14 protein-coding genes are annotated in these 17568 nt (G+C 63.1%); 5 read left to right on the top strand and 9 right to left on the bottom strand.

What is annotated here, in order from left to right:
• Window positions 1–20: 20 nt before the first annotated feature.
• Together CSV86_RS01455 and CSV86_RS01450 are read right to left on the bottom strand one after the other, a co-directional pair.
• Window positions 21–1298, bottom strand: a complete 1278-nt coding sequence (locus CSV86_RS01455; RefSeq protein WP_000610830.1) for an ISL3 family transposase — start codon at window positions 1296–1298, stop codon at window positions 21–23.
• A gap of 12 nt (window positions 1299–1310) precedes the next feature.
• On the bottom strand, window positions 1311–2315 hold the full coding sequence (locus CSV86_RS01450; protein WP_040363373.1) for a permease: 1005 nt from the start codon (window positions 2313–2315) through the stop codon (window positions 1311–1313).
• Between the two features lie 141 nt (window positions 2316–2456).
• Between CSV86_RS01450 and CSV86_RS01445 the strand changes: the two genes are divergently transcribed.
• The 5 genes from CSV86_RS01445 (at window position 2457) to CSV86_RS01425 (ending at window position 11400) form a co-directional block, all read left to right on the top strand.
• Complete coding sequence (locus tag CSV86_RS01445; RefSeq protein WP_000349485.1) at window positions 2457–2771, top strand: ArsR/SmtB family transcription factor; 315 nt, start codon at window positions 2457–2459, stop codon at window positions 2769–2771.
• A 199-nt stretch (window positions 2772–2970) separates the two neighbouring features.
• Window positions 2971–5631 (top strand): Z1 domain-containing protein, encoded by a 2661-nt coding sequence (locus CSV86_RS01440; RefSeq protein ID WP_009401098.1) that lies wholly within the window; start codon window positions 2971–2973, stop codon window positions 5629–5631.
• Window positions 5624–6589 carry a PD-(D/E)XK motif protein gene (locus CSV86_RS01435; RefSeq protein ID WP_009401100.1) on the top strand — a complete coding sequence of 322 codons (966 nt, stop codon included), beginning with the start codon at window positions 5624–5626 and terminating at the stop codon, window positions 6587–6589. Before CSV86_RS01440 ends, CSV86_RS01435 begins: the two co-directional genes overlap by 8 nt.
• Window positions 6589–8661: an AIPR family protein gene (locus CSV86_RS01430; protein ID WP_009401101.1), complete on the top strand. Its 2073-nt coding sequence runs from the start codon at window positions 6589–6591 to the stop codon at window positions 8659–8661. The genes CSV86_RS01435 and CSV86_RS01430 overlap by 1 nt, the downstream gene beginning before the upstream one ends.
• 111 nt (window positions 8662–8772) lie before the next feature.
• A complete protein-coding gene (locus CSV86_RS01425; protein ID WP_009401102.1) occupies window positions 8773–11400 on the top strand; it encodes an AAA family ATPase in 2628 nt (875 codons plus the stop codon).
• An 88-nt stretch (window positions 11401–11488) separates the two neighbouring features.
• Here the strand turns inward: CSV86_RS01425 and CSV86_RS01420 are convergent, their stop codons facing one another.
• The 7 genes from CSV86_RS01420 to pilL2 are packed head-to-tail and all read right to left on the bottom strand — an operon-like array spanning window position 11489 to window position 17477.
• Window positions 11489–12238, bottom strand: a complete 750-nt coding sequence (locus tag CSV86_RS01420) for a TIGR03747 family integrating conjugative element membrane protein (protein WP_009401103.1) — start codon at window positions 12236–12238, stop codon at window positions 11489–11491.
• The gene (gene traD / locus CSV86_RS01415) at window positions 12235–14391 is read right to left on the bottom strand and encodes a type IV conjugative transfer system coupling protein TraD (protein WP_009401104.1); all 2157 of its coding nucleotides are present in this window, start codon (window positions 14389–14391) and stop codon (window positions 12235–12237) included. Before traD ends, CSV86_RS01420 begins: the two co-directional genes overlap by 4 nt.
• 8 nt (window positions 14392–14399) lie before the next feature.
• Window positions 14400–14933, bottom strand: coding sequence for an integrating conjugative element protein (locus CSV86_RS01410; RefSeq protein ID WP_009401106.1), 534 nt, complete (start codon window positions 14931–14933; stop codon window positions 14400–14402).
• Complete coding sequence (locus CSV86_RS01405) at window positions 14930–15550, bottom strand: lysozyme family protein (protein WP_009401107.1); 621 nt, start codon at window positions 15548–15550, stop codon at window positions 14930–14932. The genes CSV86_RS01410 and CSV86_RS01405 overlap by 4 nt, the downstream gene beginning before the upstream one ends.
• Complete coding sequence (locus CSV86_RS01400; protein WP_009401108.1) at window positions 15535–16254, bottom strand: TIGR03759 family integrating conjugative element protein; 720 nt, start codon at window positions 16252–16254, stop codon at window positions 15535–15537. The genes CSV86_RS01405 and CSV86_RS01400 overlap by 16 nt, the downstream gene beginning before the upstream one ends.
• A gap of 9 nt (window positions 16255–16263) precedes the next feature.
• A complete protein-coding gene (locus tag CSV86_RS01395; protein WP_009401109.1) occupies window positions 16264–16911 on the bottom strand; it encodes a hypothetical protein in 648 nt (215 codons plus the stop codon).
• Window positions 16908–17477: a PFGI-1 class ICE element type IV pilus protein PilL2 gene (pilL2, locus tag CSV86_RS01390; RefSeq protein WP_009401111.1), complete on the bottom strand. Its 570-nt coding sequence runs from the start codon at window positions 17475–17477 to the stop codon at window positions 16908–16910. Before pilL2 ends, CSV86_RS01395 begins: the two co-directional genes overlap by 4 nt.
• Window positions 17478–17568 lie beyond the last annotated feature (91 nt).

The raw sequence follows: 17568 nt of genomic DNA, 5'->3' as shown, positions 1-17568 counted from the left end.
CCACCAACCTGATACCATTATCAGATGGTTGATAGATCGACTCCGTAGTTGAGTTCCTCTGCGAAGTCCGGCAGTCCGTAACCGATGGTTTTCTTGTAGAAAGGAGAGACCTTCGCAGTCGGTGCCTTCTTCTTGTGCTTCGTGGTGTAGAGCATTCGTGCCCGCATCACCTCGAAGGAGTAACCGCGCCCTTCACGGTTCTTGTCCTTGGCCAGTCGGTTGATGGACTCCGTGTAAGCGTTGGTGACGGGCATGTCCGTCTCGAAGTAGGTCATGGTCTCTTCGCGCCAGTTTCCCACTGCCCTGACCAGATCGCTCCAGACTTCCTTTTGGCCCTTCGGGATGGTGGCTATCCACTCGTCCAGGGCGGCTTCTGCCTGGAGCCGTGTGGTGGCGTCCCAGATGCCGTAGAAGCGCTCCTTGTGCTCGTAGGCGGCCAGCAGTTGCGGGAACGCGCCTGTCCAGGTCTCCATGATGAGGCGCTCCCGGTCTGAGACTTCGTGAGCGCGTTTCAGCAGGATTTTCCGGTCTCCCTTGAGAGTCCGGCTCTGGGACGGTTTCAGCTCCTTTCTGAGGCCCTTGCGCACTCTCTCTAGGGCATCGTTGGCCATGCGCACCACATGGAACTTATCGACCACGATACGGGCCTGGGGCAGCACAGCCTTGACCGCTGCCCGGTAGGGGTTCCACATGTCCATGCTGACGATCTCGACCTTCTGCCGGTCTTTCAGCTTCATCAGGTAGTTGGTCACCACGTCCTGGCGGCGGGTGGCCAGCAGGTCGAGCAGGGTTCGCTCCTCAATGTTGGTCAGAATGCAGCGGTAGCGCTTGTTCAGGTATAGCTCGTCAATGCCCAGGATGCGGGGCGTCTCGAAGCGGTGCCAGCGCCCCAGGAACTCGGCGCGGGCGTTGAAGATGTCGCGCACCGTCTTCTCGTCCAGGCCGGTCTGTGCCGCCACAAAGGTGTAGGGGTGGTTGAAGGATTCCTTCTCCACGTACTCATGCAGCCGCAGTGTCATACGGAATCCGTCCACCATCTCCGGTAGCTGGGGCCTGAATGTTGTCTTGCAGGCCCGGCAGGTGTATCGGCGGCGGACCACCCAGAGAGTGACCCGCTTGCCGTGGATGGGCAGATCACGATAGGGAACGTCACGCTTGCCGAACCGCACGAACTCACCCTGCACGCCGCACCCCTCGCAGGCTACTGGTGTAGGTGCTTCAAGCCGAAAATGTATGTCTTCATTCTGCTCATCAGAATCCACCAACTGGTACCCAGGAAGGCTTAACGAATTAATCATCTCCCGCCTTGATCAGAAAAACAGGTAGGTGGCGTAACCGGCAATCATCGCCATAGCAAAAATGACTGCTAAAAACGCCGCTAAAAGCTTCAGCGTGAACAAAGAGCGCAACAGAATGAGCTCAGTCAGGCTGGCTCCGGCACTGCCGATGATCAACGCTAGCACCGTCCCGGCACCCACGCCTTTGGCCATCAGAGCCGCTGCCAGAGGTATGACGGCTTCAGCGCGAATATACAACGGCACGCCGATGACAGCGGCAACTGGAATGGCAAAGGGATTATCTGGGCCTGCATACTGCTCCAATAAGTCAGTGGGCATGAAACCATAGATCACGCTGCCAATCGCAATACCGATGAGCAGGTAAGGCAACACATCGATAAAGTCCGACCAAGCTTCCCGCCACACACCACTGTACTTCCCTTCTTTCTTAACCGTGACAGTGGGTTGACTGTCACAGCATTCGCTAGACGTAGAGACTGTTGTCTTCCTATCAGCCCCGCAAGAAGCCGTCTTCGGAGTGGTGTCGCAGCTGTTGGTGCCGCAACTCGATGCGGTCGATGTAGCACTGCACGGGCTTGCTGATGAACTACATCCACTGCTCTCTTGTGTCGCCGTCCGGCGCACATAACGCTCGAAGCCAAGCGTGTGAAGCAGCCATCCGGCACCTACCGCGACCACCAAAGCGGCGAGCACATAGATAGCAGTAAGTGTCCATCCAAACGTGGCAACCAGCAGGCCGACGACGATAGGATTCAGCAACGGAGATGAGAAAAGAAACACCATCATCGGCCCAAAACCGGCCCGTGCCCGAATCAACCCTTTCAACATGGGGATAGTCGAGCAACTACAGAAGGGCGTTATAGCTCCTAAACCAGCAGCAAGAAAATAGCCTCGCTTCCCACTGGAAGTCAGTAACGCTTCCACCTTGGATGGTGGGATGTGACGTTGAAGAACTCCGACCAGCAAGCTAATGCCAATGAATAAAACCGATAGCTCGATAGCGAGAAAGGCGAACATGCCTAGAGCGTCTTGGAGTTGAGATGACATTCAATATTACTCCTATATTTCTAGTATTGTCGAAATGATGTACGCAGCCTACTTGCGTTTATCCGACCTGTCAACTATAATTCTAGAAACATCGAATTATTGGGGCGTGCTATGGATCACGAAAAGGTTGCAGCCAGCTTAGCTGAGCTAGGGAATAGTCACCGACTGTCCGTGTTCCGCTTTCTGGTCAAAGCTGGCCATGATGGGGCTTCGGTCGGAGATATCCAGAAGGGGCTGGGTATTCCTGCTTCGACGCTATCACATCACCTTGCGCGCATGGCCAAGGTAGGGCTGATCCGGCAGGAGAAACATAGCCGCACGATTGTCTGTATACCCGAGTATGGGCACCTAGAGAATTTGATCGGTTTCTTACAAGAGGAATGTTGTGCAGGTGTCCGGATTGCGCATGAACCAGAACCGCTTTGACGCTTGCCCAGCTCTCGCTGTCCTCCCTAGTCAGCATCGCTATGAAGACTCAGGCGAAGGTGGAAACAGAAAATTGGCAGTAGAGTAGGCTGAAGAGGATCAATCAGATAATCCGCTGAGAAAGATTTTCTTCTTTACATCTTTGGCATTTTATCAACCAGAAATTCCGGATACCCAAATTCATCAGCGAGACCTTTGCATGAGCCTCACAGTCATCACGGAAGAACGAAACATTGCCAACGCGCTCATCTCGGGCCTTGCCAACATGGCCGAGACGCCGACGCGCGAGCAGGTGGAGGAAAAGGCGAGACAGATCGCCGCGATCTTCGGCTATACGGGTGATCTCCGCAATATCGTCACCGAGGCGATGATCTCGGTCGACACGCGCATGGGCGCCGGTGTTTCGCTGGTGGATGTCACTGCTAAGCATGATGATCAGTGGGTCCACAAGCGTGAGGATGTCGCCTGGACCTATGCGGAATCCTATGGAAACTTTCTTCTCAAGGAAGGTTGGCCGCCGCAGATGGTCCAGTCGCTGAGCGATGTGACGACCCGCATTCTCGGCCACCTGCAGGACCCGTTGAGCGAGGGCACAACCTGGAACCGTCGCGGACTTGTCATCGGTCATGTGCAGTCGGGCAAGACGGCCAACTACACCGGCCTGATAGCACGCGCCGCCGACGCCGGCTACAAGTTCATCATCGTCGTCGCCGGCATTCACAACAATCTGCGCAAGCAAACGCAGCAGCGCATCGATGAGGCCTTCATCGGCCGGTCAAGCGATCCCGAGGATCGTCGCAACATCGGTGTCGGTCTCGCGCCGGGTTATCCGCATCCGGCCACGCTCACCAACATCAACGAGGACTTCAACAAGAACACGGCGGAAAAGAGCGGCTGGAAGATCAACGACTTCAGTAAGCCGATCATTCTGGTCATCAAGAAGAACGTCACGACGCTCACGGCTCTTCACAAGTGGCTGAAGGAGCTGAACGCCGAGGGCGATGGCCGGATTTCCGACGTGCCGATGCTGCTGATTGACGACGAGGCCGACAACGCGTCGATCAACACGAACAAGGAGGATCTGGATCCGACCCGAACGAATGCGATGATCCGGCGCATCCTCGGGCTGTTCGCGAAATCGTGCTATGTCGGCTACACGGCGACACCGTTCGCCAACATCTTCATCAACCCCGACGCCTATGGCGATGATGTGCGTGAGGAGCTGTTCCCGCGCGACTTCATCTATTGCCTGGACGCGCCAACGACGTACTTCGGTGCCGAGAAGGTGTTCCTCGACGAGGCGACCAGTCAATCGATCGTGAGGCCGATCGACGATTGCGAGGATCTCATCCCGTACGCCCACAAGCGTGACGATCCCGTCCACGAGTTGCCCCCCAGCCTCTATCGCGCACTCGACGAGTTCATCGTCGCCCGCGCCATCCGGAACCTGCGTGGGCAGACCGGCAAGCATTGCTCAATGATGGTCAACGTGTCGCGCTTCGTGCCCGTTCAGAAGGCCGTGCGTGACTTCCTGAGTCTCAGGGAGAAGAAGATCAGGGAAGCGGTTCTCGCCAACTACGCGATGCCGGAAGAGGTTTCCTCAAGAAACGCGTACATGCAGGGCCTGAAGCACGCCTTCGATGCCGAGTATGCCGATGCTGGGTTTACCTGGGCGGAAGTGAAGGCTGCCCTCAGCGGCGTCTTCGAGCACCTCCACCTCTATGTCATCAACAGCAAGAGTGACGAGGTGCTCGATTACGCCCGCTACGCGAAGGAAGGAGTCGGGTTGACCGCGGTCGCGGTCGGTGGTCTGAGCCTCTCCCGAGGCCTGACCATCGAGGGGTTGACCGTCAGCTACATGTACCGCAACACGAAAATGTACGACACCCTCATGCAGATGGGCCGCTGGTTCGGTTACCGGCCGGGCTTCGAGGACCTCTGCCGCGTCCATCTCTCGCGCGATTCGATCAACTGGTACTCCCACATCGCCGATGCCGCCGAAGAGCTTGTACAGCAGGTCAAGCGCATGCGGCGCGATCGCCTTAGCCCGAAGGATTTTGGCCTGTACGTCCGCTCGCATCCGGACAGCCTGCTGATCACGGCGGCGAACAAGATGCGATCCGGCCAGGAGGTCACGGTCGAGCAGAGTTTCAGTGGGCGATTGCGGGAGAGCTACATTGTCTCCACCGACCCTGACGTGAATGCCAGGAACCTTGCGCTGATCGGCGATCACTGGCGAAGTGGATTCGGCGGGCGACCGGAGGAGTCCACCGAAAAGGGCGTCATCTTCAGGGACGTGCCTGTCGAGGTGATCGACGACTTCCTCACCCGGTTCGAATGCCATTCGTCCTTTGCCGGACAGAAGTCGGACGTGGTGAGCTATCTCGAACGGATTGCGATGAAGCGCCCGCTGGCCGATGTTCTGCTGATTTCCCCTTCGGGTGGCTCAGGCGGTGAAAACCCGTTCACCCTGAGGAATCAGGTGCGCGTCGTCGGGAAGGATCAGCCGAACGGCACTTCGTGGCGCCTGAACAAGGACAGGGTTGCCTCGCGTGGCGACGAGAAGCTTGGGCTCAGCGACGCACAACGCAATGAGGCCAGGACGCTGGCTGGCGGCGAAGATGGCTCAGGAGCGGTATCCGACACGCATTACCGCATGGTCCGGAACAAGCCGCTCCTCATGATTCACAGCCTGGAGCCCAAGGGCGAGGCCGTGACGGGACCGATCGCCGCCTTCGGCGTTAGTTTTCCCTACGGGGACTATTCGACGACCATCAATGTCGTCGTGAACAAGGTCTGGCTCCAGCAGATGCAGGGTTACGCCGACGATCCTGACGAGGAGGATGACTACGATGCCTGAGTCCTCTCCGTGGGATGACATCGCCGTTCCGGGAGCGGACTTCAATGTCCGCCAGGTTGCGGTGGGAACGGCCGTGCCCTGTTTCTGGGGACGCGATGCCGGTGGCGCCTGCCTGTTCATCGTGGAGCTTCAGGGCGACCACGCAGCCCAGTACCGGAAGAACGCGGTCACGGTGAACGGCATCGATGTCGATCTTCGTGCCGGAGATCAGGGGCAGCAGCACTTGGTCCTCGCCCTTGAAAGGCAGGTCGATCGCGATCTCTTCGAAGGACTGTGCCGCACCCTTGCATCCTCGCTGGAGCACGCCACCGACTCGGCGAGTTCTCTCGCGGTCTCTCTGGCACACATCCGCCGTTGGAAGACCTTCCTGTCAGGCCGGAGTCAGCACCTGTCCATCGAGGAAGTGCGCGGTCTCTTCGCCGAAATCGTCTTCCTGACGGAACTGATCGATCGGCAGATGTCGAGCAGTGCCGCCGTCGAAGCCTGGCTCGGTCCGGAACGATCACATCAGGATTTCATATTCGGCAACACAGCCGTCGAGGTCAAATCGCTCTCGGGGGCAGAGCGGAGCAGCATCCGCATTTCGTCAGAAGACCAGCTTGAATCCCTGAACGATGCGCTGTTCCTGCGCGTGTACCGGCTGAGCAGCTTGGCCGACGCGGCAGGAGCCCGATCGCTCAACGAGATCGTCGCTGCAGTCCAGGCGCGTCTCGGCGAGGCGGACGCCGTCGAGGCCTTTGACAGGAAGCTGGTTGCGCACGGCTATGCCCCGCTCCCTGACTACGATGAGCCTCGCTTTGTCGTCAGCGACGTGCGCAGCTATCGTGTCGGTGACGGTTTTCCGCGTCTCATGCGGTCGCAACTGCCGACAGGGATTGCTAACGTGGCCTACGACATCAGGCTGGAAACGATTGCTCCCTACGAGTGTGACGAAGCAGCCATCTTCGGGGAGGATTGATGGAGCAGACCGACGAAGAGTTCTTCCACGACTTCCGACAGGAACTGTTGGCGGGCGCCGAAGCCAATGGCAGCTTCCAGCTCTCCGAATTCATGGAGGCCATCGCGAACGACCTTGTCGAGACAGGCTTCACGGAAGGTTTCGAACTCTGCCATTTCCGGGCGCAGCGTGGCATGCGCGTGGACGGCTACTGGTTCAATGACGAAGGAGTTCTGGACCTCTTCATCGCGGACTTCGACTCCCGAAACGAGCTGGCATCGCTCACCAGAACGGAAGTGGCCGCGGCATTCAAGCGTGTTGCCAACTTCTTCGAGGCCAGTGCCAACAAGGGCCTGGCCGGCGAACTGGAGGTCACATCGCCGGAGTACGGCCTTGCCAGGCAGATTGCGGATCGCAAGGACGCCATTCGGCAGGTCAACCTGGTTCTCTTCTCCGAGCGCACGCTCAGCGAGAAGATTCAGGCCCTTCCCGATACGGAAGTGGCAGGAGTTCCGGCTGCTCACCACATCTGGGACATCTCACGACTTCATCGTCAGCGAAGCTCCCGCAGCCACAAGGAGCCACTCGACCTCGACTTCGAGCAGATGTTCGGCAAGGGTATCGCCTGCCTTCCCGCACACCTGGGGACCGATGCCTATCAATCCTATCTCATGGTCATGCCTGCCGAGGTGCTGGCGACCCTGTACGAGAGATTCGGAGCGCGTTTGCTTGAGCAGAACGTCCGAACATTCCTGCAGGCCCGCGGTAATGTGAACCAGGGAATAAGGGCAACGATCCTGAACGAGCCGGGAATGTTCTTTGCTTACAACAACGGGATCACGGCCACTGCGCAGAGTGTCGAGACCGCGACGACGGATTTCGGTCTGGCGATCACAAGGGTTGTCGACCTTCAGATCGTCAATGGGGGCCAGACCACAGCATCGCTGTTCCATACACGGAAGCGGGACAAGGCAGATCTTTCCCAGATATTCGTCCAGTTGAAGCTGTCCGTCATCGACAGCCAACAGAGCGAAACGGTCGCTCCAAGGATATCGGAGTACGCGAACACCCAGAATCGGGTGAATGCCGCCGACTTCTTCTCGAACCACCCGTTCCATGTGCGGATGGAAGGGTTTTCCCGGCGGATCTGGGCGCCGGCGCAGAAGGGCGCCCCGCGCGAGACGCGGTGGTTCTATGAGCGCGCACGCGGCCAGTATGCCGATGCACAGTCGAAGCTCACACCTGCGGAGCAGCGTCGCTTCAAGGCGGAGCATCCCAAGCCACAGATGTTCACGAAGACGGACCTTGCGAAGTTCGAGAATGTCTGGGATGACCACCCCAGGTGGGTGAATCTTGGCTCCCAGAAGAACTTTGCGCGCTACGCCGCCCGAATCGGCAGCGAGTGGGAGAAATCATCCGACGCGTTCAATGAGTTCTATTTCAAGAGGGCTGTCGCGCGCGGGCTGATCTTCCGCGCCACGGAGCGCATTGTTTCCGCACAGCCTTGGTACAACGGCGGGTACCGAGCAAACATCGTGGCCTACACGCTGGCGATACTCGGCGACATCACGAAGCGCAGGAAGGAGAGCATCGACTTTCTGGGCATCTGGAATGCACAGAAGGTCGATCCGGTGCTCGAAAGTGCCATCGCTGTCGTGTCGGGGGTCGTGAATGACGACATCATCAGACCGCCACAAGGCATTTCCAACATTTCCGAGTGGTGCAAGAAGGAAGCGTGCTGGACAAGGATACAGGCTCGTAGCGAAGCGATTGCCAATCTCCTCCCGCCCGAGTTCTACGATCGACTTGTTCCGCAGGATGATCAGGCAGCGATTGTGAAGACAGCGAAGCAGACGCAGAGGATCGACAACGGCATCGAGGCGCAACGAAAAGTGCTGGCTGTTCCCGCTGCGGAATGGGTTCGCATCCATCAGTCGCTGCTTGAGAAAGATCTGCTCACGCCGAAGGAAGACGGCGTGCTCAGAGTTGCCATGCAGATTCCCACCAAGCTCCCGACAGAAAAGCAGAGTGTGGTGTTGCTGGATATTCTGGAGAAAGGGCGTCTCGAAGGCGTGGTTGCGAGCGAATCCTGAACGCCGCAGGTTGGTGGTCACAAGAACTTCTTGAGCTCCCCGCCGAGAAGTTCGACTCGGACACCGAGCGGCGCTTTGCCATCATCCTGGAGCGCGACGGAGGAACAAGAAATGCAGAAGCCCGCCGCACAGCAGAAGACCGTCCTGGAGACGATTCTGGACTGGTCAAAGGATCGTCCACTCTGGCAGCGTGACGCCCTGCGCCGCATCATCGCAAACGGCCGTCTGACGGACGCCGATATCGGCGAACTCGTGGACCTTTGCAAACAAGGCAAAGGTGCCCCCGTAGGCGCGCTGAAAGCGGTACCGCTGGAGAAGGCCCACCTTCCGGCCAACCCCGGTCAGACCGCCGCGGTATCGCTTCTGTCGATCGCCGACGTGACCGGCGTGAACAACCTTGCCGCCGGCCAGACCCTCGGCTTCGAGCCGAATGGAATCACGATCATCTACGGCGACAACGGTGCGGGCAAGTCCGGCTATGCACGCATCCTCAAGCGCGCATGTCGTGCAAGGCATGCCGGAAAGATCGAACCCAATGTGTATGCCGATCAGCCCCCGAAGCGCGTCGGCGCAAACATCGCGTATGGGGTCGGCGGTGTCCCGCAGCCGGTCGAACAGTGGCAGAACGGCGCAAATCCGCATGCAACGCTGTCTGCAGTGAGCGTGTTCGATAGCGACTGCGCCTCAGTGCATATCCGCGAGAAGAACGAAGTCGCATTCCGCCCCTTTGGCCTGGACGTACCGGATGAGCTTGCTGCAGCCTGCCAGGCGGTGAAGGATGCCCTCGCGGCTGAGCAGAAGCAGCTTGAGAAGGCCCGCAATCCGATCTTTGCGGCGCCGACCTGGAAGGCCACCACGGCCGTGGGGAAGGCGCTTGCCGCGCTGAACGCCAATACTGAAACAAAGAAGATCGAAGCCCTGGCGGCGCTCTCGGCAGACGAAAGCGCCCGTCTTGAGCGTCTGCGGGCAGACCTGTCGAAGAATCCGACTAAGGCCGCGGCGGAACAGACCGTCAAAGCCGACAACGTCATGCGGCTGATTACCGCGGTGAACAGCGTTGCAGCCAGAACCACCGATGAGGAACTGCTGGCGGCCGCTGCCCTCGCCAGGGACGCACGGTCGAAACGGGACGCCGCACGTCTTGCCGCGGAGAAGGCCTTCACGGGCGAACCCCTTGCCGGCGTCGGCGGCGAGACATGGCGGGCGCTTTGGGATTCCGCTCGACGCTACTCGACGGAGATCGCATACCCCGGACAGCCGTTTCCGCCGTCGGCCGAAGACGCGCATTGCATGCTTTGCCAGCAGCCATTGGAAGCTGAGGCACGTGCACGGATGGTGCGTTTCGAGGACTTCATCCAGAAGGACACGGAACAGCTGGCACGCGAGGCAGAGAAGGCAGCTCAGACCGCACGTCAGACCATAGCTGCCGCGGCAATCGGCACGCGGGCGGTAAAGGCCAGTCTTGACGAGCTGGGCCTCCAGAATGAGGTGCTGCAGCAGCAGACACGCCGCTTCATCGCCGCAGCCCGGCTGCGGCGCCACGTTCTGCTCAAAGCCCTGGGCGGAAACGGCGAGGTACAGCTTCCGCCCGTTCCAATGTCGCCGCTGCCTGATCTCGACCAGCTTCAGACCACGATCCGCAATTACGCCGCCGAGCTGCGCAAGTCCGCTGACGCGGATGAACGCAAGAAGCTCGAAGCCGATTTCACCGAGTTGAGCGACCGGGCGCTGCTCGCCGGCATGCTGCCGGTCGTCACTGACGAAATCCTGCGGCTGAAGACCATCCGGTTTCTGACCGAGTGTGCGGGCGACACGGCGACGAACACCATCACCAAGATGGGCAATGACATTGCCGACACCGTGATTACGCCTCGGCTGCGCGACAGATTTCAGGAAGAGATTGTCAGGCTTGCGGCCTCGAAGGTTCGCGTCGAAATCGTGCGCTCCGGCGGCAAGTACGGCTCACCGCAGTATCAGGTGCGCCTCTTCGCCAAGCCGGATGCCAAGGTCCACGAAATCCTGAGCGAAGGGGAAAAGACCTGCGTGGCGCTGGCCGCCTTCATGACCGAGCTTGCCACCGCGATGCATCGCTCTGCTCTCGTCTTCGATGACCCGGTGTCCTCGTTGGACCATCGCTGGCGTGGGCAGGTGGCCAAGCGTCTCGTGGAAGAAGCGGAGAACCGTCAGGTCATCGTCTTCACGCATGATCTGGTGTTCGTGAACGATTTGAATGACCACGCGACGAAGACCGGGCGGGCAGTGCGGCTCACGACGCTCAGTCGTGGCGCCGCGGGAGCCGGTATGGTGGCCGACGGCCTGCCCTGGAAGGCCCAGAGCGTCGAAGATCGCATCGACAAGCTGGAGAAGGCGGCACGTGCGGCAAAGCTGCTGCATGACAACAACCAGGAAGACGAGTACGCGGTCGAGGTGGCAAAGCTCTACAACTCGCTGCGCGCCACATGGGAGCGCGGCCTGGAGGACATCGCTTTCGTCCGCGTTATTCAACGCCACAGGGACTACATCAACGCCAAGGACCTGAAGAAGGTCAGTGCGCTCACCGAGGCTGACTGCGATGCTTTCGCTGCCGGATTCAAGAAGTGCTGCGACATTGTTGACGCACACGATCCATCCAGCGGCAGGAATGCCGCGCCGCCACCACCCACTGATCTCTTTCAGGACATCCAGGCTTTAAAGGACTGGGCCGCGTCTCTGCGAGACAGGCAGAAGAAGATTGCTTGAAACGTATTCGTTCACGTCAATGCTGACGTACTTGACGAAGAGAACCGAAACGATGGCATCGTTCATCTGACCTGGCGCAGGGCTGCAGCTACAGGTACTTCTTGAATGTCGCCGCCGCAATGCACACCGCCACCCCCAGCAGTGCAGCGCTGGGCAGCAGGATCAGCAGCGGGTTCACGCTGACCGGCAGTGCCAGGTAAGTCACCCACGGCAGCACGGCCAGCGGGATCAGGCTGGCCCTGGCGCGGTGATAGATGAACCCCGACTCGCGTCCCGCGCCGAAGCGGCGGATGTCCCGGCGCACCAGCCCGTCCACCAGCCCGACGAAGGCGGCCATCAGGAACAGCGGCAGGGTCAGGCACAGCACCAGCAGCCGCACGAGGAAGACCAGCGTCGTGTAGGCCGCCGCGATCAGGTAGCTCTCCACGTTCACGTAGGCCAAGCCGATGTAGTAGCGGAAATCCTTGGTCGGGCGATGGCTGCCGGCGCTGGCCTGCGCCGAGGCATCGCGTATCCAGTCCAGCAGGCCGCTTTTCACGAACAGCCAGTCGTAGCCCTGCTCGACCAGCCGGTGCGCGGTGCGCCCCGGCTCCTGCACCAGCGCGCTGCGCGTGAAATGCGTGGAGAGCTGATCCAGCTCGTAGTGCAGCATGCCCTGCGCGTGGCGCCAGCCCTGATCGGGCCAGAAGAAGTGCATGCCGACGCACTCGATCAGGATGCACAGCAGCAGCGCGCCGCACAGCACGCCGAAGAAGCGGAACGGCAGCGTGACCAGGCCGGCGATCAGGCCTTGCTGTCTTTGCTGCTGGCGCTGGGCCGCGACGGCCGGATCGCTCATGCTTCGGCCTCTTCGGCCGCGGCCATCTGCTTGAAGTCGTCCAGCAGGTCGTCGGGCAGCGCCTTGTCCTGCAGGCCGGGGATGCCTTGGCTCTCCCACCAGTCTCCTGCCTCGACGTAGTGCTGCCGCATGTAGCCGGCCAGCTCCTGCAGATCCTTCGGCATGGCTTCGTCGGGATCGGGTGCCGGCAGCGGCATGCGGACTTTCCAGAGGTTGCCGCCCTCGATCAGCGCGAAGCACTGCCCTTTGGGCAGCGCCACCACATGCGCCGGCTCGATCAATGGCACGCTGGTCGTGCTGATGCGGTCCTGGGTGTTGGACGTGAACGCGGTATTGCCGTGCGGGTCGGAGCTGTCGGTGGCGCCGCTCATCAGTGCCGTGGCGTACACCTCGACCTTGGGCAGTTGTCGCGTCAGCAGCTCGGCGGTGGCGGTCTCGCGCACGCGCAGCATGAACAGATTGTTGAAGTTGCCGACCACCTGGCCGGCCTTGGCACGGTTGCCGATGCGCGCCTCGATGTCGCTCAAGGTCTGCGTGTAGGCCGTCACCTGCACGCCGGCACCGCCGCCCTTGTTGACCATCGGAATGAACTCGTCGCCCATGAGTTCATTGAATTCGTCGGCGTGGACGTTGATCGGAATCTTGGCGCCCACCGCGGCGCCGGGCAGCCCGTCGTCGATGCCGAACTTGTAGATGTGGCCGGCAACCGAGACCAGATCGCTGAACATCGAGTTGCCCACCGCCGCCGCGACTTCGGCGTCGGACAGCGCATCCAGCCCCACGTAGACCACCGCGCGTTTGCGGATGACCTGCATCCAGTCGAAGATCGGCCGCGGGTCGGACAGGTCGGAATAGTTCGGTGCGAGCAGTTGCGCGATCTTGCCGGTGGTGAGCTTCTCCAGCAGCGGCAGCAGCGAAGCGACGATCTTGTCGAAGTACGTCCGGTCGTAGCGCACGGCGCTGCGCAGGCCGTCGAGCACCGGGTCATAGATGCGCACCTGGGACAGGTACTGTTCGAGGGCCACCACGCGCTTCTCGCGCCCGATCATGTTGCGCGGGATGTTCTTGTCGTTCAGCTTCGCTTCGAGCTGGACGATGACCTCCCAGGCCTTCGGCTCGTTCCTGGCGAAGTAGTGCTGGGCGTACTCGATGAACAGCGCGTCGATGTTGATGACGTGGCGCTGGATCAGCAGGTAGTCCGGCCGCTGCCCCAGCTCGACCAGGGCGCGCGCGATGATGTTGACGAAGCGCCAGGCGAACTCGCGGAACGCGGCGCTGTTGCCTTCGCCCGAGAGCTGTCCGGCGATGCGCGTGGCCACCTCGGAGATCCGCCCGAACCGGCCGACGGCGTTGTAGCGCGCCGAGATGTCCGGCCAGCCCAGATGGAACACGTAGAACTCGCCTTCGCGTCCGGCGCGCTTGGCCTCGACGTACATGCGCTTCAACAGGTCCGCATCGCCCTTGGGGTCGAAGACGATCACCACCTCGTGCTCGCCGCGGACCTTGCGGCGGATGTCCTGGGTGATGAACAGCTCGGCCAGCCGCGTCTTGCCCACGCGCGTGGTGCCCAGCACCAGGGTGTGACCGACGCGCTCGCCCAGCGGCAGGGTGACGTCGCCCTCGTGCGGCTCGATGCCATGCAGGCGCGGCATTCCGCCGACCGGCGGCAGCGGCCGCGCCGGGTTGAGCGGGCTGTCCCAGGCCAGCGCGCGCGCCAGCGTCGAGACGGGAAACGGCGCGAACTCAAGCCGCTCCTCCAGCCGCCGGGCGGCCCGGTAGATCGCCGTCGGCTCGACGTAGCGGCGGAACTCCGGCCGGTAGGTCTGCATCAGCCGGTGCGTGTGTCGCTGCTCCCAGCGAAAGCCCCGGCCGACGAACAGCCGTTGCTGACTCACCGGCACGTCGCGGCTGGTCATCACGTAGCGCGGCAGGCGGCGGATGTTGCGGCGATAGCGCAGGATCGCCCAGGCATCGCGCAGGCGAATCGCGCCGAAGGTCAGGAAAGCCAGCGCCGAGCCCAGGCCGAGCAGCGGGTTCAGCGCGAGCGACCACGGTGCCACCAGGCACAGAATCGCGGCGCCGGTGCAGACCGCCACGGTATAAAGCTCCACCGCTGGCCGCAGCAGAACCTCGACCGCATGCGGTTGGGCCATTTGCGCACCTACTGCTCGACGCCGGTGGACGTGATGAGCACCGGGTAGTGGCGCAGGCCCAGGCGCTGGGCCAGGTCGTCGCCGGAGGCCGGCGAGAGAGTCAGGCCGGGAGCCAGCCTGCGCAGCGCCGTCAGCGTGGCCATCGACTCCACGTTGACCACCAGGCCCGCGGCCTGCAGCTCTCGCAGCGCCGTCTGCCGCTGCCGCAGCCAGGCGCGCGAACGCTCGTCGTCGCCGATCAGGAACAGCGCCGTCAGGCCCGGCGCCCGGATGACGCGGCGCTGCACCTCGCCCGGCGACAGTTGCGTCGAGCGCACCGGCAGCATGGCGGCTTCGGCGTCGTCCGCGTTGCCCACGCGAGGGATTGGCATCGGGGCCGGCGGTGCGGCCTGATCCGGCTGGGGATTCAGCGGCCGGTAGTACGGCAGCGCGGAGGCGCCGCCGCGGTCTTCGACGACGATCAGCGGCGCGGAGGCGGTCTGGGCGAAGACGGTGGTCGTGGACAGCAGCCCGATGGCGGCGATGTGGGCGATGTGGTTCATGGCGTAGCGGCCTGGAGGGTTGGAACGGGAACGCCGGGGTCGAGCACGCGGATCAGGTGCCGATGCACACTGCGCCGGTAGCGCGCCGCGGGTGCCCCACCGGCGGGCCGGTGGTAGCGGCCGATGGCAAGCAGCCAGTCCTCGCCCGGGGTGTGCTGTTCGCGCAGGATTTCTGCGGCAATGGCGAGGTTGCGGTACGGGTCCAGCAGCTCGCAGGGCTGCGTGTAGCGATGCGTGTGGTAGCCGAGATTGACCTGGCCGAGGCCGGCGTCGATGCGATTGGCCGGCGTGCGGGCGAGTGCCCGGCGCAGCCCCGCGCAGGCCTCGGCGCGGGTGGCGTAGCGCTGCGGCGTGCCGGCGACGTTGAGCGTCCACGGCCAGGGGATCAGGCGCCCGCGCAGCATGGCGCCGCTCTCCTGCAAGGCCACCGCGTACAGCACCGCCGCCGGCACGTCTGCACGATGCGCCGCCAGTCGATAGGCCGGCGGCGGCACTTCCCGCGCCAGGCCAGCCCACGCCCAGCCGCCGGTGGCGAGCAGCAGCGCGGTGCTGGCGCAGCGGATGGCGACGCGGGACGGCCGACGCTCCCGGCCCGGAGTACCTATTGCCGCTGCCATTGGCCGTTCACCTCGCGCACCACGGCCGGCAGATCGCCGGGCAGGCCCAGCGACAGCCAGCGCCCGGCATCGTGGTTGAGCGTGATGGTGCGGGCGCGCACCCTGGCCGGGTCGATGCCCGCCTGGGTGGCCCACTGCCGGATGCGCGCGTCGTCCTGACGGCTGCCGACCATGTAGAGGTCGAAGGCCGTGCCGGCCGCCTGCAACTGCTGCACGCGCTGCGCGCACGGTGTGCAGTCGGCCTTGACGAAGACCGCCAGGCGCCCGGAGCCGGTGTTGCCGGCACCCTGCGCCTTGGCGCCGGGCAGGCTCACGCGCGGCTGCCCGGGAAACAGGCGCTGCCACGCCGCGTCGTAGGACCGCTGATAGGCCAGCGTCTTGCCGACGCGCCGGGCCTCGGCCTGCACCTGCAGCTCGGCGTAGCGCCTGCGCTCCTCCTCGCTGCGGGCCTCGATGCCCAGCGCCGTGAGCGGATCGAGCCGGGGCGAATAGACCCCGAGCGGCCCCTGCATCAGTTGCCGGTAACGCGCCCACTCCTCGGGGCGAAGCCCCCACTCCCGCGCCTGCCTCTCGTCGAGCGCGGCATCGGCGCCCGGCTGCACCCGGGCGGGCACCATGCGCGAGTTCGTCACCGGGGCCGGCTGGGCGGATGCGCCGAAGGCGGCGAACAGGACGACGGCAGCGAGCAGCGACCGCAGGATCATGGCGACCTCCTACGGCACCGCGACGCGCTGCGTCTGGCCGTTCACCTGGAACACGCCCGCCTGCGCCTCGATGGACTGCAGTTGCCAGCCGCCCTCGGCCTCGCCCTGGCGCATCAGCCGGGCGCCCGCGAGCGAGGCCGCGGCGGTGGAGGTGATCGACAGAAAGCGCTCGCCTCCCCGCAGCTCCACGCCGAGCACCCGGAACGGTGGCTCCGGCACCTTGGGTTTCGTCGCAACCGGAGCGCGCGGGCGAGCGGCGGATGCCACCTGCCGGGCCTTCTCCAGGCGGGTTTCGATTCCGCTCGCGCGCGCCTGCAGCGTCCGCAGGTCGACGGCCAGGGCCCTCGTCTCGTCGGCCTCTTCGAGGCGCGTCATCCGTTCGTCCAGCGCCTGCCGCGCGTTGGCGAATTCGGCCTGGCTGATCGGCGCCGGCCGGCGCTTGTCCGCATCGGCCTGTCGTTCGAGATCGGCCACGCGCAGGCCCAGCGCCTTGACCTGCGCATCCTGTGCGCTGCTCTGGGTCTGTTCGGCGAGCCGCGACAGGCCGACGCGGTTGATGAGTGCCACGGCACTGATGAGCAGCAGCCAGAAGACTGCGGAGATCTTGAGCCAGCGCGTGCGGGAACTGCGCTCGGATGGCGCTTGGGGAAAGGTCATGGCTGCAGCTCCTCGGGCCGGTCGACGTCCGGCACGGGCGTGGCGGTGCCGGGCGGGTTGGCGGAAAGGAAGGTGGGAGCACCGTGCCGGCTGAAGCAGACCTGGCGGGTCAAGTCATCGACCGACAGCTCCCAGGCGGGGCCGGCAAGGGTCAGCAAGGCATCGCGCAGCATCAGCGGACCCAGGCGCAGGTGTGCGGCGGGCAGCGGCAGCGCGTAGAGCGTGGCGGCTTCGGCCGCATCGCAGAGCCGGTAGCCGGAACGCAGGAGCACATGGCGCATGGCATCGCCCACGCTGGCATCGAGCATGGGCGGAATCGAGACCTCCACCGCCTGCTGCAAGAGATCACGCTGCGCAGGTTCCGGCGCCAGCTCGACCAGGGTGTAGCGGCCGTAGCGGGCCACCGGAACGAAATCCGGCTCCGGCGCGACGGCGGTCGGCGATGCGGCCGGCACCGCTGGCGCAGACGGCGCGGCGGTCGTGGCGCAGCCGGCGGCCAACAGGCTGCCGGCCAGCAAGCCAGCGGCGAGGGCCAGGCGGTGAACAGCGCGGATGGATGGTTGCATGGAGGGCGCTTCCCTGGAACACGGAGCGCTCACCATCGCCGCCGCTTGGCCTGCGGGCAGCAAACAAAACGCACTGACGCCCGCCCGAATA

Source organism: Pseudomonas bharatica CSV86, assembly GCF_000319305.2.
Taxonomy (GTDB): Bacteria; Pseudomonadota; Gammaproteobacteria; order Pseudomonadales; family Pseudomonadaceae; genus Aquipseudomonas; species Aquipseudomonas bharatica.
Note: the sequence above shows the minus strand (reverse complement) of the source record. Positions and strands in the feature narration are given on the sequence as shown.